The following is a 20,740-nucleotide window of genomic DNA, read 5'->3' as shown; positions in this document are numbered from 1 at the left end:
GGCAGGATTTTCCGCCTTGCAAAATGCCACCGCCTTGAAAACCAGCACTTTCGGCCGCTATCGTCTATCCTCAAAAGAAGAAGATGCCGCCAAAATCAAAACTCGGACAGAACTTTTTGAACGACCGCAGCGCGATTACCCGCATTGTGGCCGCGCTGGGTGCAACGCAAACACGCACGGTGGTCGAAGTGGGCCCCGGAGCGGGCGCCATCACCGAGTTGCTGGCCGCGCAGGCCAAAAAACTGATTACAGTCGAAGTCGATCACCAACTGGCAATCCGCATCCAGGTGCGTTTTGAGAACAAGCCGGTGGAAGTGGTGGAGCAGGACGTGCTGCACTTCGACTTTACGGCCGCAGCCGAGGCCGCCGGAGAAAAGCTGCTGGTGGTGGGCAATCTGCCCTACTACATCACCTCACCGATTCTGCACCGGCTGGCCGAGCACTCGGCGGCCATCGAGTACGCCGTGCTGATGGTGCAGCGCGAGGTGGCTGACCGCGTGGCGGCTCATCCCTGCTCCCGCGACTACGGCCTGCTGAGCGTAACCACGCAGATGTTCGGCCCCGTGGAGCGGCTCTTCACCCTGCCGCCCGAAGCCTTCGATCCGCCGCCCGAGGTGCACTCCACGGTTTTTCGCTGGCGTTTTGCGCCACGTTTTACCGAGCTTGGCATTGGCGAGGCCGATTTTCTGCGTTTGGCGCAGGTCAGCTTCGCGCAAAAACGCAAAACCCTGGCCAATAATCTGCGTGCTGCCGGGCTCACTTCAGCCGAAGCCGCAGAGATGCTGCAGAAGGCGGAAATCGATCCGCTGGCCCGGGCCGAGGCCTTGCCCCTGGAAGCCTTCGCCCGCCTGGCCAAAATCTATCCAAAATAGTTACCAGTCTGATGGCCGGATTTTCTTCCTGCCGCCCAAACCGCGTAATCTAGAATCATTGAATTGCGCACGCCAGACAAACCCGGACCAGGTGTAAACAGTACAGAGCGGAAAACCCTTCCGGATGCGTCCAACTCAGGAAGTTCATGAATCAGACAGATCAACGTTCCCGCAGCAGCTTTGAACAAACGCTGCACAGCGCCAGCCAGACCATGGGGCTGAGCGAAGTGCTGAAGATTGCCATCGACAGCTTTAAGGCCAGCAAGGCCCGTTTTGCGCTCACCGCCCTGGGCATGGTGATCGGCACAGCCTCGGTGATTCTGGTGGTGACCATCGGCCTGACTGGCAGACAGTATGCCATGGAACAGCTGCAAAAAATCGAAACAAACGCGGTGGAAGTGGAATACTCCGGAGCCGGCCCCATGGCCAGTGCGCGGGTACATAATTCCGACAGCCTGACCCGCGAAGACGAAAAGGCTGTGGATGCGCAGCTACCCGGTATCATCTATTCCTCGCCCATTACCGACATGCATGACCGCATCAACTTTGGCGGTGGGGTTACAAAAGACACCCTGATTCTGGGCGTCAGCGACCAGTACCAGTACATTCGCAATCTGGTCGTTCTCTCTGGCCGTTTTCTGGAAAAATACGACGACGATACCCACATGAAGTGCGCCGTCGTCAGCGAACTCTTTGCCAAAGAACGCTACGGAAGTGACGATGCGGCCGTCGGCCAGACCTTCGAGATCAGCGGCATTCCCTTCACCATCGTGGGCGTCTTCAAGCTGGCAGTCGATGACTTCGGCCAGACGGAAATCGCCGATCAAACCATCCTGATCCCCTACTCCGTGGTGCGCTACTTTACCGGCAGCGAAAGGGTCAACCAGATCTACTTCTCCATGCGCAACATGAATGAAGTGCCTGCCGCATCCGAAGAGATTGTGCGTATTATCCAGACCCGCCATCGCTCCAACTCGGTCTACAAGGCGCAAACCATGAGCTCCGAACTGACCATCGCCAACAATATTCTCTGGGGCATTACTGCCATGTTGGTGGCTGTGGCTACCGTCACTCTGGCGGTGGGCGGTGTGGGCATCATGAACATCATGCTGGCCACGGTGCGTTCGCGCATCCGCGAAATCGGCATCCGCAAGGCGCTGGGCGCAACCTACAAAGAGATCCGCATGCAGTTCCTCACCGAGGCCATCCTCATCTCGCTGGCCGGTGGCTTGGTCGGCACCATGCTCGGCCTGATTGTGCCTCTTTTCATCCGCCTCTTCACCGACTATCAGCTGCCCATTTCGATCTGGTCGGTGCTGGTCGCTCTGGCCTCGGCCATGGCCGTAGGCGTCATCTTCGGCACCATTCCAGCCACCCGCGCCGCCCAGATGGACCCGGTGGACGCATTGAAGTACGAGTAAGGCAGCTGGAAGCCTCTAGCTCCCAGCTTCCAGCTCATCTTGCAGACCAAGGCTGTATCGGCTTTTACTCAGGCCGGTACAGCCTTTTTCTTGCAGTAAAAGGCGACTGATGGCTTCTTGCGGGCAATAAGCCTCTTTGATTCAGCCTATGCTCTGTTCCCTGCACGATGCTTGCAAAATTACCCTCACACATCATGTCGTCTCAATTGAATTTTGCAAGATACTAAGAGAGAAGAAACCTTTCAAGCCCACGGTGATTCTGAAGTTTCTCCAGACACGCTTCAACAAAAAAGTCCAGTCCCTTGCGGGACTGGACTTCATTGCAATCTCTCTAGAAGGACTCGTCGCTTATGCTTCGGGTTGTAGCTCCGGGGCAGGCTGAGCCTCGCTACCGCGTAGACGCGGAGCACTGGCAAATTCCTTCTCGATGCGGGCCACCGTGCCGCCCTTGGCAAACTCATAGGCAACGCGGATTCCGTTATAGATGGCGCGGTCGTTCGACGAACCGTGGCCGATGATGGCCACGCCCCGCACACCAAGCAGCGGTGCACCGCCGTACTCGCGATAATCGAGACGGTGGCGGAACTCATTGAAGGCCTGGCGGCTGAGCAGAGCTCCAACCTTGGCCGTAACCGTACGGGTAAGCGAATCGCGCAGCACTTCACGCACGAAGCGGCCCACACCTTCGCTGGTCTTCAGCGCTACGTTGCCGACGAAGCCGTCGCACACAATAACGTCTGCCAGACCGGAAAAGATGTCGCGTCCCTCAACGTTGCCGATGAAGTTGATCGGCAGCGCCTTGAGCAGCGGAAAGGCTTCGCGGGTAAGATCGTTGCCCTTGGTCTCTTCTTCGCCAATCGAAAGCAGGCCTACACGCGGCGATTCAATCTTCAGCACGGTGCGGGCATAAATCTCTCCCATCACCGCGAACTGCTGCAGATTGCTCGGCTTGCAGTCCACGTTGGCACCCACGTCGAGCAGCACGCAGGGGCTTCCGGTGGCGGCAGGCATGGGTGTGGCCAGCGCCGGGCGATCCACACCCGGCAACGCACCCAGCACCATCTTGGCCGTAGCCATGGCGGCACCAGTGTTGCCAGCGGTCACAAAACCTGCAGCTTTGCCTTCGCGGACCATCTTCAGGCCCACGCGCATCGAGCTGTCACGTTTGGTGCGCACAGCATGCGCAGCCTTTTCCTCCATGCCGATCCTTTCGGAGGCATGGTGAATCGTGATGGGCAGATCATCATCGCCCAGCAGCTCGTCGAGTTGGTCGCGTAACTCCCGTTCAGGCCCAACCAGATGAACGCGTACGGGCAATTGCTTGCAAGCAAGAATTGCCCCGCGAATCTCCGGCTCGGGTGCTTTATCGGAACCTACGGCGTCGAGCGCGATATCGATCAGCATGCGCGTCGATCTACTTCTCGACTTCCTTCACTACGAGGACAGCGCGACCCTTGTACTCGCCGCACTTGGGGCAGGCGCGATGGGGCAGCTTCTTCTCGTGGCAAGCCGGGCACTCAGAAAGGCCAGCAGCAGTCAAAAAGTCATGGGCGCGACGAATGGAGGTGCGACGCGACGAGTGGCGCCGTTTTGGATTAGGCATGATGTAATTCCTTTCCTAGCCGGTTTCTGCCTTCCGTGCACACGCGAAGATTCGCGTCGTTCCCGCCCTCTACCCAGTCTGAACCAGGCAGCTCGTGGAACGGCACAGGGGCTATTTGCCGGACACCCTGCTCTCAACAGGGGGCTGAATTCTCAGAGCTTGACCTGATTGCGGAGTCCAGCCAGAGCCTCCCAGCGGGGGTCGGATGGACCCTCTTCGCAGTTGCAGCTTTGACTGTTGCGATTCGTGCCGCAACGCGGGCAGAGCCCTTTGCAGTCTGGCTTGCACAGTGTGCGGGCGGGCAACGACAAAAGAACCTGCTCGCGCAACACGTCTTCAAGCAAAAGACTGTCTTTCTGATAATACCCGATTTCGGTTTCTTGCGCTGAGATTGCTCGCTCACCGCCCTCCGAATCTACCTCCGCAGGACGAAAAATCAGGTCAAATTCCGCTTCCAGCGGCTCCATAACGGGCTCCAGGCAACGCGCACAGGGAACCAGAAAGCTTCCCTGAAACTTGCCCCGCAACCGGATGTCGGCCACCACATCGTGGGGTCCGCGATGTTCGTGCAAGACTTCGGCCTGGCCCTGAACCGCCAGGGGAGTCGTCTGCTCGGCCTCTTCGCCCAGCTCCACAGCCCCCGGAGCCAGCTCAAGGTCGAACTCGATCGGCTCCCGCTCCAGCTCTGTAATCGTGAATTCCATACTCTGAGCCTACCCTATTCCCGCCCCGCGCGGTAGTCCGTTTCCATTCTCTGCTTGGCGTCAACGCAATACGGACCTATCCTCTTTCCATGCCGGAAAAAGAAAAAATATTCTCTTCAGAAGTGCGCTATCGTCTGGCCACGGCCGAGGACGCTAGCCGCCTGATTCCGATGATCAACGCCGCCTTTGCGGTAGAGGAATTTCTGGAGGGAACCCGTACCGACCCCTCCCGGCTGGCGGCAGCAATGGCCAAAGGCCCCATCCTGATCGCCGAAAGCCCGGCGGGCGACCTGCTCGGTTCGCTTTCCATGGAATTGCGCGGCAAACGCGGCTATCTGGGCATGCTGGCCGTCCATCCCGCCCACCAGAAACGCGGCCTGGCCCACTTGATGACCGATGAAGCCACCCGCCGCCTGCGCGAGGCTGGCTGCAGTGAGGCCGAAATCGTCGTCCTCAACCTGCGCACCGAACTCCACCCCATCTATCGCAGTTGGGGATTCGTCGCCGACGGCACCGAGGAGTGCCTGTGCGGACGCACCGTCAAGGACGGCGTGGAAGTGCACGGCATCGTGATGGTGAAACAGATCTAAGTCGTCGTTTGTGCTTCCATACGCGCCAGGACGGGCAAAATCGCCATTTTCAGCCGGGGCAGATCATCCTGTATGGTGTTCCAGACTGTATCGAGGTCAACAAAGTCATACTGATGCCGCAGCCAGTTGCCCATGCCTCGAATATCCCGCCAGGGTAATCCGGGACAAAGCTCATCGGCGCGATCCCTCAGGCGGATGGCTGCTTCACTGATGATTTGCATCTTTCTTTCAACCGCAGCCTGTGTTTTGGCGTCGAAACGAAAATCTTCCAGTTGCATACCGTCGATAAAGCTTTCGATCAACCCGATGCTGTCCCGCATATCGCGAAACAGGCATACTCGTCCTTAAAAGGCAAGGAACGCCTCGCGCAGAACCCGCTCCCGCACCGGTTCCTTGAGCGCATTGAAGAGGGCAAGATCAACGCGCACACCGAGCAAATCGCTCAGATGATTTTCCAGATGCGCCATGGTCACCAGAGTCCGGCGATAAGCCGCATCGAAATCTGCCACAAGATCGACGTCAGAGCCGACCGTAGCCTCGCCCCGCGCAACCGATCCGAACAGGCGCAGATGCACGACACCTTCTGCCCGCAGTTCAGGTTCGTGGCGGCGAAGAGTTTCGAGCACAGCAGTCCGGTCCATAGCGCAACTTTGCCACAGCAGAGCCGCGAATTCAATGAATTCTGCTGCAATGTGGAGATTTTCTCCCGCAGAGAACCATCCCGCGGCAACAGGAACGGGCGGCTCCATGGCCGCCCGTCTTTATTTTTGCTGTTTCCTGACTTTTACTTCGCCGGTACCAGATAGCGATTGGCAAAGTCCAGGAAGGTGGGCCAATTGGGCCCCGGCGTGTGGCCAAAGCGATGCTGGCGGAAGGCCAGATCGCCCGCCAGCAGACCCTGCTCCATAGGCGGCATGGTCGTTGTGCCCAGATCCTTTTTGCCCAGCAGCCGGTAAACCGGGCCGGCATGAACCGCTCCCCGCCACTCACCCACCGGATCGGCCCAGGCGTCCCCCGCCGTATCCGACCCCACGCTGATGAAGACCGGCCGCGGCGCACAAAGTGCAATCAGCTCATGCGCATCCACCGGCAGATCGCCCGTGGTCAGCGGTCCGCCATACTTCAGGAAGTTGCCCGCCATCCAGTAATAAAAGGTTGGCGCACTGGTCAGGTTTTCCAGCTGCTCGCCCATCACGTGACGATAGAGCTTGTCGCCGCCGGTTCCGGCCGAGCTGATAAAGGCCACGCTGAAGCGCTGGTCATAGGCCATAGTGGTGAGCGCCGTCTTGCCAAAGCGGGAATGGCCCTCGATGGCCACATGCTTGGTATCAATGCCCTTATCGGTTTCAAAGTAGTCGAAAACCCGACTGGCGCCCCAGGCCCAGGCGCGGATCGTGCCCCAGTCGTCGGGATGGCGCGGCTGCCCCTTGTTCACCAGACCAATCACGCCCGAACGCAGACCGGCTCCACTGTCGTCCTGAAAGCTGGTGGGCAGCATCACGGCGTAGCCCCAGCCACGCTTGATCACCTGCTCCTGCCAGCTGGGCCCTTCATTGCCCGGGCCACCGGGAATCATCTCCGGCAGGCTGTGGGCGATTGCCGCCAGCACCTGGGGGCTGAAGGCCAGTTCCAGCACCAGCGGCACGGGCTTGGTTGCCGCCTTGGGCAGCCCCACCACCAAGTCAATCGTGGGCGCAAGCGCGGGGTAGGCGGAATTGTCGATGTGCCCGGCCAAGTGCTTTTCCACCACCACCACGCCGCCCAGCGTCGCCTCGCTCTGGCTCAGCAGTTCCCAGCGCACTTTGGGAGCACCCGCCGGCACGCGGCCCAGCACTTCGCGGTCAAACGCTTCCACAATCTCCGGACGGCGCTGCTTCCACCACTGGTCGACCGTCTTCACCGGCGCACCATTGTTCAAGCGCAGCGGGTCGGGCAGATTCGGATAGGGATTGGCCTTGGCCTCGTCGTAGTTCACGTGATTGGGCAATTTCATATCGTGGCTGGCCGCCGGACGCAGCGTTTGAATGCCAAGCTGACCCATCATCTGTTGATGGTCGGCCAGGGCGGCAGCCTTTTCCGCAGCCTGACGGGAAGCCCTGTCGACAGCTTCAGCGGGAGCAGCAGGAGCAGTCTGCGCCGACAACCTTAGCACGCTGGAAAAACCTGAACACAGCAAAAGGAAGCAGGCACAGAACCCGCGCCATGAGTTTTTTCTCATGATCATTGACCTCTTTCAGAACGTTTCCGCAGGCGGAAATCGGACCCTGACAGCATAGCTCCCAAAACCGGAAGCGGCCAAATGAACTATTTGTGCTGCATTATGTTCCGCATCTTGAACCGGATAATTATTTTCCGGATTTCCCCCCATTTACCTCCCCGTGCTCCTCATGCCGTACCGCTATCTGCCGATACACAAAGGGAGTTTCCTTGGAAGGGGTAATTACACCATGCAGTGGCTTCGCAATCTTCCCGTAGCGAGTAAATTTCTTTATGCATTCGGCATCGTGTGCGGTCTTTGCATCGCACTTGGAATCTACACATTTTCCACCTTTCATGTGATTGCATCTGCAAGCAACGAAGTAAGCACGGTACAGTTTCCCGCGGTATCGGCTCTTACTGAGGCACTGGGAGGCATGAATGGCGTACGGCGCAGTGATCTTGACCTGTTGCTCTGCCAGTCCTCAGAGTGCACCGCCAAGAAGGTGGAAGAGCGTAACAGCGCCATCGACAGGTATCACAAGGCGCTGGCCACCTACGAACCACTGATTGTCATCGATGCCGAGCGGCAGAACTACAATCAGTTCAAAACACTGTTTGACAATTATCTGGAACAGAGCAACACCGCCGTAAAGAAGCTGCAGGCAGGAGACGCCGCGACAGCGCTTGACGTGCTTGCCTCTGAAAGCGTGGCCAAGACATATGCCGATGCGATGCAGTCTGCCACCAAAGACTCGGAGCTGAAAACCGAAAGCGGCATGCACTCCGCCAAAGACCTTTCTAACAACAGCGCTCATGCGCTTTGGATCGACACGCTGGTCACACTTCTGATCGTGGGTCTGTGCGCTATCACCGGTGTTCTGCTGACCCGTGAAATCGCTCCCCGCCTGGGGCATCTGCATGAAGCGCTGGAAGCCATGGCCAACAAGGATCTGACGCGCCGCATGCAGATTACCGGAGGCGACGAAATCGGCCAGTTGGGCGAGGCCTACAACAAGAGTGCCGAAGCCATTGGCGCAGTGCTGGCCTCGGTGGCTCAGGGTGCCAACACGCTATCGAGCGCAACCACGCAGATGAGCGCCCGTTCGATCGAGAGCGCCGGCAATGCCCGCGTTGAGTCCAGCAAGATCAACCAGATTGCGGCCGCCGCGCAGGAGATGACGGCCACCATCGGCGAAATCAGCCACAACGCGGAAACTGCCGCTGAAGCCAGCCGCACCTCGGCCGCCAGCGCCGATCAGGGTGGCGAAGTGATGCAGGCTGCCGCACAGACCATGGAGAAGATCTCAACTGCCACCCATTCGGTCGCGGAAAAGATGGAATCCCTGGCCCGCCGCTCGGAAGAGATCGGCAAGGTAGTAAGCGTCATTCAGGAGATCAGCGAACAGACCAACCTGCTGGCTCTCAATGCTGCCATCGAAGCTGCCCGCGCCGGCGAACACGGTCGTGGATTCGCGGTGGTGGCTGGCGAAGTCCGCCGTCTGGCCGAACGTACCAAGAGCGCAACCGAAGAGATTGCCGGAACCATCCGCAGCATTCAGGATGAAACCCGCGCCACTCTGGATCTGATGGAAGAAAGCCGCACGGCAGTCGAGAACGGCCTGAAGGAAACCTCGCGGGCCCATCAGAGCCTGGAAGCCATCATCGATTCCTCCAAACACGTTGAACACCAGATCAACCTGATTGCCACGGCTGCGACCGAGCAGACCGCGGCCTCCGGCGAGATTTCGGAATCTGCTGGCCAGATCTCGCAACTCTCCAACGAAACCGCACAGGGCGCTGAAGAGGCTGTTGAAGCGCTCAAGAACCTGGCAGAACTGGCCTCCGATCTGGACGGCATGATCCGTCAGTTCCAGATTGAACAGGCACGGCAGAATGGTGGACGCTTAACGGGTTCGTCCCGTCCGGCGTATCAAAGCACTCTGCGCACTGCCAACTCGTAAGACTGCAGCCCCCAACAGAGTTGCTCTGTTGGGGCTCTGAAACCTGCACTACGGAAGTCTTTCCGGCAGATACAAAACGATCGCACAGCCTGCGGGCCGCGCGACATTGGCTGGAACCTTCCGAGCGCAGAAACTCCAGATTGGTTTTTCGGTCTTGTATTCCTGTTGGGCACGGCCGCTCCTGGACCTTTTCTCTGCGTAGCGGCGATCCTTACCCCTCCATCGCCGTCTCCAGTGCGGTGGCCCCTAGCCCTCATCGCGCCATCTTTCATAGATGGCGCGATGTTTTCTTTTACGGCATAATCACGCAAGGGACTTTCCTGTTCCACTTTTCCCGGTCCGCCAACGTCCCCTCCCCCATTCGCACAAAAATCCTTGCAAACTTTCGCGTCCAGCCGGGCTGCGGTTCATCCTACAATCAGGTGCAACGGAGTCTATAGCTCATGAGCAGTGTCAAGTACGATCTTGTCGTGGTCGGTTCCGGCCCCAGCGGGCAGCGCGCGGCTGTAGCCGCATCCAAAATGCGTAAACGCGTGGCGCTGGTGGAGGCCCGCACGGTGGTGGGTGGTGTGTGCGTCAACACCGGCACCATTCCCAGCAAGACCATGCGCGAAGCCGTCATGCACCTCTCCGGCTTCAACTACCGCGCCATCTACGGCGTCAACTACCGGGTCAAAGAGAAGATCACCATGGCCGATCTGGCCTATCGCATTCAGGCGGTGATCAAGACCGAGGTGGACGTGACCGAGGCGCAGCTCTCGCGCAACGGCATTGACGTGGTGCACGGCATGGCCAGCCTGGTGGATCCGCATCGGCTCTGCGTGCGCAATCCGGGCGGCGAAACCTTCCTGGAGGCCGACCGCATCATTCTGGCCGTGGGCACCAAGCCGGCCAGCAGCGAGCATGTGCCCATCAATGGCAAAACCATCATCAACAGCGACCAGATTCTGGGCATGGAGAAGCTGCCCCGTTCGATGATCGTGGTGGGCGGCGGCGTGGTGGGCGTGGAGTACGCCTGCATGTTCGCCGTGCTGGGCGTACGCGTTACGCTGGTGGAAAAACGCGACCGCCTGCTGGAATTTGCCGACCGCGAGATCATCGAGGCGCTCAGCTATCACCTGCGCGACCTGCGCATGACCCTGCGCCTGGGCGAAGAGGTAGACACCGTGGAGGAGCCGCAGCCGGGCACGGTGGTTGCCAACCTGAAGAGCAACAAACGGGTCAGCGGCGATACTTTGCTCTACGCCGTAGGCCGCCAGGGCAATGTGGAAGAACTGAATTTGCCCGTCGCCGGTCTGGAAGCCGACAGCCGTGGCCGCATCGAGGTCAACGAGCACTTCCAAACCTCGGTGCCGCACATCTTTGCCGTAGGCGACGTTATCGGCTTCCCGTCGCTGGCCTCCGTCTCCATGGAGCAGGGCCGCATTGCCGCCGCCCGCGCCTTTGACGACGCCAGCGCCATCTCCCAGCCAGCCTTTTATCCCTACGGCATCTACACCATTCCCGAGATCAGCTTCATTGGCAAAACCGAGGAGGAGCTGACCAACGAGGACGTGCCCTACGAGGTAGGCATGGCCTACTACCGTGAGACGGCTCGCGGCCAGATCCGCGGCGACACCAATGGCAGGCTCAAGCTGATCTTCCACCCGGAAACCAAACTGCTGCTGGGCATTCACATCATCGGCGAGGGCGCCACCGAGCTGGTGCACATTGGTCAGGCCGTCATGGCGCTGGGCGGAACCATCCAGTACTTCATCGACGCGGTCTTCAACTACCCGACGCTGGCCGAGTGCTACAAAGTGGCCGCCTTCAACGGACTGGGCAGATTGTCGAAATACCAGCCGGACTAAAAGTACCGCTATCAGCGCATCGAGCGTGGAAAGATTCTATCTGCCCCGCAAGGGGCAGTGCGAAAGTAGCCCAGGGTGGCCCCTGAGCGAAGTCGAAGGGGAAGCCCTGGGATGGCTGCGAGCAGGGGGATCCGCCCTGGAGGGGCGGTGAGATGCGGTGGCTCAGAGCTGTTTTTTGCAGACTGCGGATGGGTTGCAGGCAGCCTTCCGCGCACAACAAAGAACCCTCAGCTGTAGGTTAAAAGCTGAGGGTTCTCTGTTCTTCAGTAGCGCCGCAGGTAGGTGCGGGTCAGGCGGTCGTGCCAGCAAAGATGATCTTCGTCGAAGATCATCCACACCAACCCCAGACCGGCGGGAGCAATCGAAAGCAGCATGGCCGCCAGACGTGCCAATCGACGCATTCTGCCGGGCCTGCTGCCTTCAAAGGTGATCAACCGCAGTTGCGCATAGCGCATGCCGGGCGTGCCGCCAGCCAGAACGTTGAACAACAGGCTGTAAAGCAGCGCAATGGCGATAAAAGCCAGGATCGACCCCACCTCGACCATACGCAGCGACGGCAGTTGCTCGGTGTAGCTGGCCGCAGCCAGCGATGCCGCCAGCGTGGCGCCCAGTACCAGAGAAAAATTCACCACCGTTGCCATCACGCGCCAGTCCGCCGAAACGGCTTCAATGGGGCGCGCCTCGCCGCGGAGCTCCTCTTCGGCCAGCAGCTCCTCTTCCGGCTGCTCGTCCAGCTGGATGGAGGGCCAGGCAGCCTCAGCGGCAGGCTGGCAGGCTTCGGCCACCTCGGTGGCAACAGTGGCGGGATCCACCTCGAAGATGCTCATCTGCTCCGACTCGGACTCGGCAGCCAACGGCCCTTCGATCAGGCGTGGACGCACCCGACGCGTGGCCACCAGCTCGCGCGGAAACTCGATCAGGTTGGCGTGGATCGGCAGCGCTGGTTCGATCACGCCATTGGCCGCGCTCTCCAGCGCCTCCCGGACGTCGTTCCAATCCTGCACGGCAGCCTGGAACAGGTCGGGCTCCGGTGTGGCAACCGGTGCCTGAGGCCGCTCAGGCAAGGCTGGCTCCCAGCGGATAGCCAGTTCGCCCGGATCGTACACAACGGGAGCGGGAAGGGGCTCTGCGACGGCAACCGGAGCGAGCATGATCTGAACCGGGGGGGGCGTCTGCTCCGCCACACACAAAGCGGGCTCCGGCAAAGTCTGCTCTGGCAAAAACTCTTCCAAAAGAGGCGGACTGACTTTGGCCTCCTGTGGGCCTTCCACCGCAGCCTGCGGCAAAGCGATCAGCCAGGGGCTCTCCACGACCGGCTTGCGACCCACAAGTTTTGGACGCTCCAGTTGCGGACGCTCCACCTGCGCAGCTTCCACGGCACGCTTTGTGTCGTTGGCCACCTGAGCTTCAAGCCCGGCCAGAACCGACTGCACTGCGGCGTGCGCCTGCTGTGCGGCGCGGCTGGCAGCTTCGGCGGCACGCACGGCAACGCGCGCTTCCTCGGCCAGCACTTGACTGTAGCTGGGCGCATTGGCGTAGCGGGCCGTCACTCGGGCCATGGCCTGAGCGGCGCGACTGCTGGCTGCGATCGATGTCTCCGGAGCCGCGCCCTGATCGGCAACTTCGCCGTTCTTGCGACTCCTGTGCGCAGCCACGCGCCGGTTTACTTCTTCTTTCCAGGCCATCGACACTGGATTTGGCATGGTGCTCAAGGTTGCTTCTCCTTCCTCGTGGACTGCCGCCATCCGGCTGGCAAGCCACTGCTCGAAGATCCCGGCCAGAACGGAGAATATCCGGTCCGGTCAAAACAATCAGATTTGGAGGAAGAAGGTACGCGGAACCATGCGAGGCCGTCCTCGACAGAAATGCATCTGCGAGGGGAAAATCAGACGGCTCGTATTGTCTTGTTACCAGAGCAACGAAGATTGCGTCCAACCGACTGGGAGCCGGGTTTGCTATGCTGAGCCTTGGTTCCATGCCAAGAGATCGGATGCGTCCTCGTACTTTACTGTGTATCACGCTGCTGGCCCTCTGTCATCAGGTTCTGAGGGCTCAGACGTTGACCAATTCGCTACCCTCTGCAACGCCTACTGCTGTGGTTCAGCCAGTGGCGAGCGAAATTGTGTCCCCAGCGCCGGCCTTGCAACCTGTCAGCGAGCCTTTGCCCGACGATCCCAGCCAGGAACTGATTCCTGTGGCCGAGCCCGAGCCGGTGACTCCCGAGGGCATTCCTGTCCAGTGGGATGCCGATGAACAAAACCGCGCCGGAGACGTGCTCACCCTCACCGGTCACGTCGTCTTTCACTACCGCAACTACATCCTGCATGCCGATCACGTCGTCTACCATCGCGCCTCCAGCGAGCTGGAAGCCGAAGGCCATCTGCAGCTGGATGGCGGACCGATGAATCTGCATCTTGAGGCCACCCAGGGAGACATGCGCCTGAACATGCATACCGCCCGTTTTTATAACGTGAGCGGTACGCAGGGCATTCACACCGACGGCCGACGGTCGATCTACTCCACCCCCACGCCCCTGCGTTTTACGGGGCGTGTACTGCTGCAATCGGGTGAAGGCAAATTCCACCTCATTGACGGCACCATGACCAACTGCAACCTGCCCAAGCCCGACTGGCAGGTCATCGCGCACGCCATCAACATGGATGAAAAGACTGCCTCCACCAACAATTCAGTCTTCAAGTTCCTGGGCATGCCGTTGTTTTATCTTCCCTACCTGCGCCGCCCCATGGATGAAACCGGACGGGAGAGCGGCATCCTCATTCCGCTCATCAGCAACTCCTCTATCAAGGGCTTCATCTCCGGAGCGCAGGCTTACTGGGCCATCAATCGCAGCATGGACATGGTGGTGGGCACCGAGTTCTACAGCAAGCGCGGCTGGGCGCCCAATGGCGACTTCCGCTACAAGGGCAACGGCCTTGATCACATGCTGGTGCGCTGGAATGCGCTGCTTGATCGCGGCGTCTGGGAGAACGTAACCAACTACGTCTACTCCAGCACCGGCGTTACCACCACGACCACCACCTTCGAGAAGGTGAATCAGGGCGGCGTGGATCTGGTGGCGCAGGGTCGCAAGGATCTGGACTCCTCCACGCACGTTGCCGGCACGGTTGAATACCTGTCCAACTACCAATACCGGCTGGTCTTCAACGACAACTATTCGCAGGCCATCAGTTCGCAGGTAGCCAGCGATCTGTCGCTCAGCCGCGTCTACAAGGCTTACGTTCCTTCCATCCAGACGGACCGCTTTGAGACCTTTGCCAGCTCCACCACCGGCGACGAAGCACGCATCCTCCATCTGCCCAGCCTGCACTTTGACAGCGTGGATCAACAACTTGGTCCCGATTCCCCCTTCTACTGGGGCATGAACAGCTCTCTGAGCTTCATGGACCGTTCCGAGCCCCGCTTTCATGCGCGCAATGTGGGCCGCTTTGACCTCTATCCGCATCTGTCGCTACCGCTCAAGGCCGACGGCTGGAGCCTGACCCCGGAGGTCGGCTTCCGCAATACAACCTACAGCATCAGCCAGAACCCGGACCTGGCCGACCTGCGCCACGGCGTACCCAGCGTCAATCAGAATCCGCTGAACCGTTTTTACGGCGAAGCCCGCCTGGACGCCCACGCCCCGGCCATCGAACGCGACTTTGTGCTGCCGGGCCTGAACCGGGTTCTGCGTCACGTGATTGAGCCGGAAGCCTACTACCACTACGTGGGCGGCGTTGGGAAGAAGGAACAGAACGTAGTCCTGATTGACACCACGGACATTGCCACCGACACCAATGAGGTCGGCTTCTGGGTAAATCAACGTTTTTACCTCAAGCCGCTCCATGAGTCTGACTGCACGCCCCAGCCCGACAAACCCTGCGCGGCCAAACCGCGCGAGTGGGCCAGTTGGACCGTCGGTCAAAAGTTTTTCATCGATCCCGACTTTGGCGGGGCCATCATCACCGGCCGTCGCAACGTCTTCGACTCCACACTGGACCTGACGGGCGTGGCCTTCCTGACCGATCCGCACACCATCTCGCCCATTATCAGCCGCCTGCGCTTTGAGGCCATCGACGACATTCGCATTGAGTGGGATGTGGATTACGATCCCCATCAGGGCCAGTTGAGCTCCGACAACCTTTATGCCGGCTACACCCACGGCACAACCACCATCGGTCTGGGCCATGCGCTGCTCAATGCCGTCGATGAGAGCCGTGGCTCGGCTTCCACCATCAAGAGCCAGTTGCTGCAGCCTTTCGTGAGCATCGGCAAACCCAGCAAATCCGGCCTGAACATGGCCGCCAATGTCGGCTATGACTTTGTGCTCAATGAGCTGCAATACGGCGGCGCACAGGCCACCTACAACTGGGATTGCTGTGGACTCACGCTCGGCTATCGCCGCTTTGAGCTGGGCAGTGTACGTAACGAAACCCAGTGGCTCTACAGCTTTACCCTCGCCAACTTCGGTTCGGTCGGTGACATTCGCCGCTCCAACTCCGTCTTCCGCGATCCATCCCTGCCGCCGGCATTTTAAGTGCAGGGACAGGGAGCCAGTTGCTAGAGGCTAGAAGCTGGAGGCTAGGAGCTATTCCCCTGGAACCTGTATTCTTGCAACAGAGGATTCCGCACGTGTCGCATATACGCCTGTTGGCCGTTCTGCTGGCCATTTCATTGACCGTGGGTTGCAAGGCCCAGTCCCCCGCCAACGCCAATCTGGACGATGCTGCACGCACTCGCCGCATTGAGGTGATGGTTCGCGCGCAGTACAACCTACCGCCCGACTTCGACGTTTCGATCGGTGCGCGCAAGGCAGGCAGCATCACAGGGTTCGATACCCTGCCGATCACCCTCAGCCACGCCGGTCGCACCCAGAGCATTGACTTCCTGATCTCCACCGACGGCAAGACCTTCGGCCGCCTGGAGACAATCGATCTGACCAACCAGCTGGCCTTCAAAATCGACACCGCCAATCGCCCGGTGCGTGGCAATGCTTCGGCCCCGGTCACGATCATCAGCTATGACGATCTGGAGTGCCCCTACTGCGCCCGCATGCACCAGCAGCTCTTTCCGTCCACGCAGGCCCGCTACGGTGACAAGGTGCGCTTCATCTACAAGGACTTCCCCCTGCTGGAAATCCACCCTTGGGCCATGCGCGCAGCCATCGACGCCGACTGCCTGGGCGCGCAGAGTCAGGAATCCTACTGGAACTATGTGGACTACCTCCATGCGCACGGCGACGAGGTCAACGGTAAGGACCACGACATCTCCAAGAGCAATGAGACTCTGGACCGCATCACCCGCCAGTTGGCCACAATTTCCAACCTGGACACCAACAAGCTGAGCGCCTGCCTCACCGCACAGGACGAAACTGCAGTGCGCGCCTCGCTCAAGGAAGCTCAGGAACTCGGCCTGGATGGCGCACCGGTGCTCTATGTGAATGGCGAGCGCATCAGCGGCGCAGTACCGAAGGAAGACGTCTGGAAGGTCATTGACCGCGCTCTGCGCGCCGAAGGCATCGTTCCTCCGCCCGCTCCGGATGCTGCTACCCCCGCCAAAAAGCCTGCGTCCAATCCCGCAGAGAGCCAATAAACTTTGATTCACTGATCTTTCTGCAGGGTGGGGCGTATTTTTACCGAAATCACTCTACCCCCGCAGTGGGGTCGGGATTTATTCTTGAAAACCGGAGCCAGGTTTGGCTCCCAGGAGATCGCAGCTTGCACGTTATTTCGAAGTTCCACTCACGTTTCGGATGGATGATCCTCACTGCAGCCTGCGCGGCCGTCCTTGCCGGCGTTGCTGGTTGCCATCGCGCTCCTTCCTCCGATGTGGTGGCCACGGTCAACGGGAAGGAGATTCTGCGCGCTGACCTGGAACGCTACTATCAGGCCAATGTAGGCACTGCCCCGCAGAAGCCCTCGGAAGAGGAAGCCAATACCCAGCGGCTCATCATCCTGCGTCAGATGATCGAGGACGAGATCCTGCAGCAGCATGCCGCCAAGGTCAATCTGGTTGCCACCGACGACGAAATCAACGCCAAGCTGAGCGAGATCAAAGCCCGCTTCCCTCAGGAAGAGGAGTTCAACAACCAGCTCAAGCAGCGTAACCTCACGCTTGATGAATTCAAGCACGAACTGCGCAAGCAGCTCACGCACAACAAACTCATCAACAAGGAAATCGAGTCGAAGATCAACATCTCTGACTCTGAAATCTCTGCCTACTATCAGGCCCACAAGTCCGAATACAACCTGATTGAGCCGCAGTATCGCATCGCCCGCATTGTGGTGACCACCACGCCCGCCCAGCAGCCCGGCAACCTGCAGAACAACAAGGCCAATGGCGATGCCGATGCCAAAAAGAAGGTCACCGCCCTGCACAATCGTCTGGATAGCGGCGAGGACTTTGGCCAGGTAGCCATGAACTTCTCCGAGGATCCCAACACTGCCCCCAACGGCGGCGACATGGGTGCCGTGGCCGAGTCAGCCCTGCACTCCGATCCTGAAGTCTATGCTGCCATCAGCAAGCTCAAGCCCGATCAGTACACCGATGTGCTGGCCATCCCGGGGCCGAACCACCAGATTATGGGCTACGCCATCTACAAGCTGATTGGCCGCGAACAGGCCGGACAGCACGACCTGAGCGATCCCCGCGTACAGCAGAGCATTCACACCCAGTTGCACAACACCCGTTCCCAGCTGCTGCAGAGCGCCTACCTGGAAACCCTGCACAACGAAGCCAAGGTCAAGAATTATCTGGCCGAGAGCATCCTCAAGCAGAGCGGCCAGTAAGAACCTGCAATCGATCAAAATTAAAGGGCGGCTGAAGATTGCTTCAGCCGCCCTTTAATTTTTTGCTGCCACTGGAAATGGAATCGGGCGAAGGATCAGCCAGAAGCGCAAACACCTCCCAGCACTCAGAACTTCAGCCTGTCCTCCTGAGCGAGCGCAGGTAGTCGAAGGATCTGCGGTTCCTTTTCGCCTCTGCCTCCATGAACTTTGGCTCCAAAGGCACATCCACTTCCGCGGAAGATCCCTGAAGAACAACCACAGATCTTTCGACTAGAACCTGGCACCTGGAACCTGTCCCTAGAACTTCGCCTCTACCTTCTTTCCCGTGTACTCCACCGTTCTGTCGGCCTTGACCGTTACGCCTTCTCCCACGCCGTGGTTTTCGCGTACCAGCACCACGTGAAAGCTGTGCTTTTCCGCCATCCCCTTGTAGCTGCCCTGGCGGTCGCCAATCTCCAGCGTATGGCTCGCGTCGTTCCAGCGGATGGGGGTAATGGCGTGCGCGCCCTGCTCGTAGCGGTAGCTGTCGCCCTCATCTTCATAGAGGTCAAAACTCGCATCCGCTCCAGAATAGATGCGCAGCTCAATCGGATCACTCTTCTCGCCGGTGTATTCGATCTCCGGCCCCATGGGCACAATCGAACCCGCACGCACATGCAGCGGAATCCGGCTGAGCGGTGCATCGGCCACAATCTCCGTGCCACCATTCGTCTTTTTTCCGGTCCAGAAGTCAAACCATTCTGCGCCCTTCGGTAAATAGACCGGTCGGCTGGTAGCGTGCTCCCTCAGCACTGGGCTCACCATAATGGCCGGGCCATACAAAAACTGGTCGCTGATCTCGCGCGCGTTTTCGTCCATGCGGAAGTCCATTACCAGCGGCCGCTGAATGGTAGAGTCCTCGTTGGTGACGCGCCATGCCTGCGCATACAGGTACGGCATCAGGCGGTAATGCAGCTTGTCCACATCCACCAACGCGGGCACAATTTTCTGGTCCCAGCTCCATAGCTCGTTATGGTCGCGGTGCCCATGAGTGCGGAAGATCGGGCAGAAGGCGCCGTACTCGAACCAGCGTGCATACAGCTCCTGATACTCAGGCCGGTCAGCCTGCATATCGCCCTGCTTATTGCCCACCGGATGATAGCCGCCAATGTCGGTCGTCCAGTACGGATAGCCGGACAGCGCAAAGTTGAGCCCCGCCGGAACCTGATGGCGCAGCGCCCACCAGCTGGAATACACGTCCCCCGACCACACCATGGCCCCCACACGCTGTTGGCCAAGGAAAGCCGAACGCGTCAGCAGCAGTACGCGCTTCTCGCTGCTGGTCTGCTTCCAGTGCTCCTGTACGCCAAGGTTGTGTTGGAAGGCGAACATGTTGGTGTATTCCAGGCCATTGCCGATGCTCAGTGGCTTATAGCGCAAAATAGCGTCGCCCATATGCGGCCAGACCTCTTCAGGCTCGGCGCTATCCAGCCAGAAGCCGTCCCAGCCCTGCTGGAAGAGCTTGCCGGGCAGGTTCTGCCAGTAATAGTCGCGCCCCGCCGGATTGCTCGGATCGTAGACATGGGTGCCGGGAATCTCATAGCCGCGCGCCGCCAGCTCCTGATAATTCTTCGAGCTGCTGTCCATCAGGCCCCACACTGAAATCAAGGCATGCACATGCTCGTCGTGCAGCGTCTTCAGCTCGGCGGGCACGTCTGTGTAGCCCTCGTTGAAGAGCGGGTCGCCCTCGCGGTCCTTCTGCCACCAGAACCAGTCCTGCACCAGACCGTCCATGGGAATGTGGCGCGAACGATAGCCGGCCGCCACGTCCTGCATCTCGGCCTGTGTCTTGTAGCGGTCCTTCGACTGAATGAAGCCATAAGCCCACTCCGGCAACAGCGGCGCATGGCCAGTCAGCGTTCGGTACTCATGCAAAATCTTGTCGAACTCCGGCCCAATGAGGACGTAATAGTCGAGATGGTCGACAGCCATTGCCTCAAAATTCAGCTCTAGAGGAAAGCGATTGTCCACGTACCCAAACGATGCCGTGTTCCAGAGAATGCCGTAGCCCTTGCTGGAGAGCAACAGCGGGATGCTGATGTCGGTATTGTTTTGTCCCAGCTCCACCGTCGACCCGCGATAGTTGAACAGCCCGCTCTGGTGCTGGCCAAGGCCGTAGAGCGCCTCGGTTGCATCTGGAGAGAAGCGCTCGATCACGTGGAGTAGACCAGTCGCTTCGGAATTCTGATACGTCCGCGGAAGATCGCCCCGCTCCTGCAGAAGACCTTTGCCGTCAGGCGATTTGATGCGCAGGCTTCCCTCTCCCAGATTCAGTTCGGCGCTCGCTTCTGCCGTGCTGATCTGTACCCGTTCAGCGTCTGCGCTGTAGGTCACAAAATTGCTCGGGCGATTTTCCGCGCCCTCCTCGATCCATGGGCGGGGATCGTTGCGCTGCGCGCTGCCTGCCGGATGGCTCTGTACATGGAGGATGCCGGGAGCAGAAAAGCTGAGCTCGATTTCGTCGTATTCGTTGTGCGCCTTCAGGCCGCTGGCGGTTTTTTCAGCACTCATCGCCGCGGGGTGAGGATACGTCTCAATCAGGTTGCTCTGCGCATTCGAAATCATCGAACCGCCTGCAACCAGAGTAGAAAAAACCAAGGGAAAAAATGCTTTAGGAAAAGCAATCATAGGGCTTCAATACCTCAGTACAACATCCTACAAAAAGAGAGCGGCCCCCGTCGTGACGGGGGCCGCTGCAATTCGGTTTATGGCCGAA

At 59.5% G+C, this 20,740-nt stretch carries 16 protein-coding genes; 8 read left to right on the top strand and 8 right to left on the bottom strand.

The window, feature by feature from the left end; translation table 11 throughout:
* Window positions 1–83: 83 nt before the first annotated feature.
* Together rsmA and ACOBR2_RS03905 are read left to right on the top strand one after the other, a co-directional pair.
* The gene (gene rsmA / locus ACOBR2_RS03910; protein WP_420238755.1) at window positions 84–872 is read left to right on the top strand and encodes a 16S rRNA (adenine(1518)-N(6)/adenine(1519)-N(6))-dimethyltransferase RsmA; all 789 of its coding nucleotides are present in this window, start codon (window positions 84–86) and stop codon (window positions 870–872) included.
* A gap of 146 nt (window positions 873–1,018) precedes the next feature.
* On the top strand, window positions 1,019–2,293 hold the full coding sequence (locus tag ACOBR2_RS03905) for an ABC transporter permease (RefSeq protein WP_420238754.1): 1,275 nt from the start codon (window positions 1,019–1,021) through the stop codon (window positions 2,291–2,293).
* A 348-nt stretch (window positions 2,294–2,641) separates the two neighbouring features.
* Here ACOBR2_RS03905 and plsX read toward each other — a convergent pair whose 3' ends face one another.
* The 3 genes from plsX to ACOBR2_RS03890 all read right to left on the bottom strand — a co-directional run bounded on the left by plsX (window position 2,642) and on the right by ACOBR2_RS03890 (window position 4,600).
* Window positions 2,642–3,697, bottom strand: a complete 1,056-nt coding sequence (gene plsX / locus ACOBR2_RS03900; protein ID WP_420238753.1) for a phosphate acyltransferase PlsX — start codon at window positions 3,695–3,697, stop codon at window positions 2,642–2,644.
* 10 nt (window positions 3,698–3,707) lie between these two features.
* Complete coding sequence (gene rpmF, locus ACOBR2_RS03895; protein ID WP_420238752.1) at window positions 3,708–3,896, bottom strand: 50S ribosomal protein L32; 189 nt, start codon at window positions 3,894–3,896, stop codon at window positions 3,708–3,710.
* A 152-nt stretch (window positions 3,897–4,048) separates the two neighbouring features.
* Window positions 4,049–4,600 (bottom strand): YceD family protein, encoded by a 552-nt coding sequence (locus ACOBR2_RS03890; protein ID WP_420238751.1) that lies wholly within the window; start codon window positions 4,598–4,600, stop codon window positions 4,049–4,051.
* Window positions 4,601–4,689: 89 nt separating this feature from the next.
* Here ACOBR2_RS03890 and ACOBR2_RS03885 point away from each other — a divergent pair, with 89 nt between their 5' ends.
* The gene (locus ACOBR2_RS03885; protein WP_420238750.1) at window positions 4,690–5,190 is read left to right on the top strand and encodes a GNAT family N-acetyltransferase; all 501 of its coding nucleotides are present in this window, start codon (window positions 4,690–4,692) and stop codon (window positions 5,188–5,190) included.
* Here the strand turns inward: ACOBR2_RS03885 and ACOBR2_RS03880 are convergent.
* From ACOBR2_RS03880 to ACOBR2_RS03870, 3 genes are all read right to left on the bottom strand, one after another.
* Window positions 5,187–5,510 (bottom strand): DUF86 domain-containing protein, encoded by a 324-nt coding sequence (locus ACOBR2_RS03880; protein ID WP_420238749.1) that lies wholly within the window; start codon window positions 5,508–5,510, stop codon window positions 5,187–5,189. The genes ACOBR2_RS03885 and ACOBR2_RS03880 overlap by 4 nt on opposite strands.
* Before the next feature lie 24 nt (window positions 5,511–5,534).
* Entirely contained in the window at window positions 5,535–5,831 is a 297-nt protein-coding gene (locus tag ACOBR2_RS03875; protein WP_420238748.1) for a nucleotidyltransferase family protein, read from the bottom strand.
* A 143-nt stretch (window positions 5,832–5,974) separates the two neighbouring features.
* A complete protein-coding gene (locus ACOBR2_RS03870; protein WP_420238747.1) occupies window positions 5,975–7,342 on the bottom strand; it encodes an acetylxylan esterase in 1,368 nt (455 codons plus the stop codon).
* A gap of 295 nt (window positions 7,343–7,637) precedes the next feature.
* Between ACOBR2_RS03870 and ACOBR2_RS03865 the strand changes: the two genes are divergently transcribed.
* Both ACOBR2_RS03865 and sthA read left to right on the top strand, forming a co-directional pair.
* On the top strand, window positions 7,638–9,350 hold the full coding sequence (locus ACOBR2_RS03865) for a HAMP domain-containing methyl-accepting chemotaxis protein (protein ID WP_420238746.1): 1,713 nt from the start codon (window positions 7,638–7,640) through the stop codon (window positions 9,348–9,350).
* Window positions 9,351–9,793: 443 nt separating this feature from the next.
* Window positions 9,794–11,200, top strand: coding sequence for a Si-specific NAD(P)(+) transhydrogenase (gene sthA, locus ACOBR2_RS03860; RefSeq protein WP_420238745.1), 1,407 nt, complete (start codon window positions 9,794–9,796; stop codon window positions 11,198–11,200).
* Window positions 11,201–11,463: 263 nt separating this feature from the next.
* Here sthA and ACOBR2_RS03855 read toward each other — a convergent pair whose 3' ends face one another.
* Window positions 11,464–12,903, bottom strand: coding sequence for an RDD family protein (locus ACOBR2_RS03855; RefSeq protein ID WP_420239971.1), 1,440 nt, complete (start codon window positions 12,901–12,903; stop codon window positions 11,464–11,466).
* Window positions 12,904–13,322: 419 nt separating this feature from the next.
* Here ACOBR2_RS03855 and ACOBR2_RS03850 point away from each other — a divergent pair, with 419 nt between their 5' ends.
* The 3 genes from ACOBR2_RS03850 (at window position 13,323) to ACOBR2_RS03840 (ending at window position 17,985) form a co-directional block, all read left to right on the top strand.
* Entirely contained in the window at window positions 13,323–15,734 is a 2,412-nt protein-coding gene (locus ACOBR2_RS03850; RefSeq protein ID WP_420238744.1) for an LPS-assembly protein LptD, read from the top strand.
* A 95-nt stretch (window positions 15,735–15,829) separates the two neighbouring features.
* On the top strand, window positions 15,830–16,789 hold the full coding sequence (locus ACOBR2_RS03845) for a DsbA family protein (RefSeq protein WP_420238743.1): 960 nt from the start codon (window positions 15,830–15,832) through the stop codon (window positions 16,787–16,789).
* 125 nt (window positions 16,790–16,914) lie between these two features.
* Window positions 16,915–17,985: a SurA N-terminal domain-containing protein gene (locus ACOBR2_RS03840; RefSeq protein WP_420238742.1), complete on the top strand. Its 1,071-nt coding sequence runs from the start codon at window positions 16,915–16,917 to the stop codon at window positions 17,983–17,985.
* Window positions 17,986–18,282: 297 nt separating this feature from the next.
* On the opposite strand, the gene ACOBR2_RS03835 is transcribed toward ACOBR2_RS03840, so the two are convergent.
* Window positions 18,283–20,589 carry a TIM-barrel domain-containing protein gene (locus ACOBR2_RS03835; protein ID WP_420238741.1) on the bottom strand — a complete coding sequence of 769 codons (2,307 nt, stop codon included), beginning with the start codon at window positions 20,587–20,589 and terminating at the stop codon, window positions 18,283–18,285.
* Window positions 20,590–20,740: the final 151 nt, after the last annotated feature.

The organism is Telmatobacter bradus, assembly GCF_048629425.1.
Lineage (GTDB): Bacteria > Acidobacteriota > Terriglobia > Terriglobales > Acidobacteriaceae > Telmatobacter > Telmatobacter bradus.
This window is presented reverse-complemented; position numbering and strand designations above follow the sequence as displayed.

Excerpts from the sequence above, each read along its gene's own strand:
- rsmA (WP_420238755.1), top strand. The coding sequence starts at position 84 with ATGCCGCCAAAATCAAAACTCGGACAGAACTTTTTGAACGACCGCAGC.
- ACOBR2_RS03905 (WP_420238754.1), top strand. The coding sequence starts at position 1,019 with ATGAATCAGACAGATCAACGTTCCCGCAGCAGCTTTGAACAAACGCTG.
- plsX (WP_420238753.1), bottom strand. The coding sequence starts at position 3,697 with ATGCTGATCGATATCGCGCTCGACGCCGTAGGTTCCGATAAAGCACCC.
- rpmF (WP_420238752.1), bottom strand. The coding sequence starts at position 3,896 with ATGCCTAATCCAAAACGGCGCCACTCGTCGCGTCGCACCTCCATTCGT.
- ACOBR2_RS03890 (WP_420238751.1), bottom strand. The coding sequence starts at position 4,600 with ATGGAATTCACGATTACAGAGCTGGAGCGGGAGCCGATCGAGTTCGAC.
- ACOBR2_RS03885 (WP_420238750.1), top strand. The coding sequence starts at position 4,690 with ATGCCGGAAAAAGAAAAAATATTCTCTTCAGAAGTGCGCTATCGTCTG.
- ACOBR2_RS03880 (WP_420238749.1), bottom strand. The coding sequence starts at position 5,510 with ATGCGGGACAGCATCGGGTTGATCGAAAGCTTTATCGACGGTATGCAA.
- ACOBR2_RS03875 (WP_420238748.1), bottom strand. The coding sequence starts at position 5,831 with ATGGACCGGACTGCTGTGCTCGAAACTCTTCGCCGCCACGAACCTGAA.
- ACOBR2_RS03865 (WP_420238746.1), top strand. The coding sequence starts at position 7,638 with ATGCAGTGGCTTCGCAATCTTCCCGTAGCGAGTAAATTTCTTTATGCA.
- sthA (WP_420238745.1), top strand. The coding sequence starts at position 9,794 with ATGAGCAGTGTCAAGTACGATCTTGTCGTGGTCGGTTCCGGCCCCAGC.
- ACOBR2_RS03855 (WP_420239971.1), bottom strand. The coding sequence starts at position 12,903 with ATGCCAAATCCAGTGTCGATGGCCTGGAAAGAAGAAGTAAACCGGCGC.
- ACOBR2_RS03835 (WP_420238741.1), bottom strand. The coding sequence starts at position 20,589 with ATGATTTCGAATGCGCAGAGCAACCTGATTGAGACGTATCCTCACCCC.